This window comes from Candidatus Hydrogenedentota bacterium, assembly GCA_016791475.1.
Classification (GTDB): Bacteria; Hydrogenedentota; Hydrogenedentia; order Hydrogenedentales; family JAEUWI01; genus JAEUWI01.
Genome location: JAEUWI010000373.1, coordinates 294 through 568 on the forward strand (window position 1 = coordinate 294; position 275 = coordinate 568).

The window sequence follows — 275 nt, forward strand, 5'->3', positions numbered from 1 at the left end:
ATTGGCGTCGACGGCATGGATCTTTGCCGGCCCCTGCAGGGCGTAATCGAGGGCATTGCAACCGGCGCTGGTAATGACCAGCAGCCGGTCATCGGCAGCAAGGCGTAGCGCCTGCCGGTCGACTTCCGGATCCTCCCAGCAGGTGTTGTAAACGAGCGACCGCGCGTACAGGGCATTGAATATCTTCTGATCCAGGCGGTCTTGCAGGGTCAGGTTGGTGGCCGGTATTGCCAGGTTGGCAGGGGCTGGGGCGTTCATGAGCGCTCGTCGAGTTG

The 275-nt window shown here is 62.2% G+C and carries 1 pseudogene (only partly in view); it reads right to left on the reverse strand.

The features are described from left to right. A pseudogene (locus tag JNK74_29750) lies at positions 1–258 on the reverse strand (DUF3419 family protein); it reaches 293 nt to the left of the window's first position. Positions 259–275 lie beyond the last annotated feature (17 nt).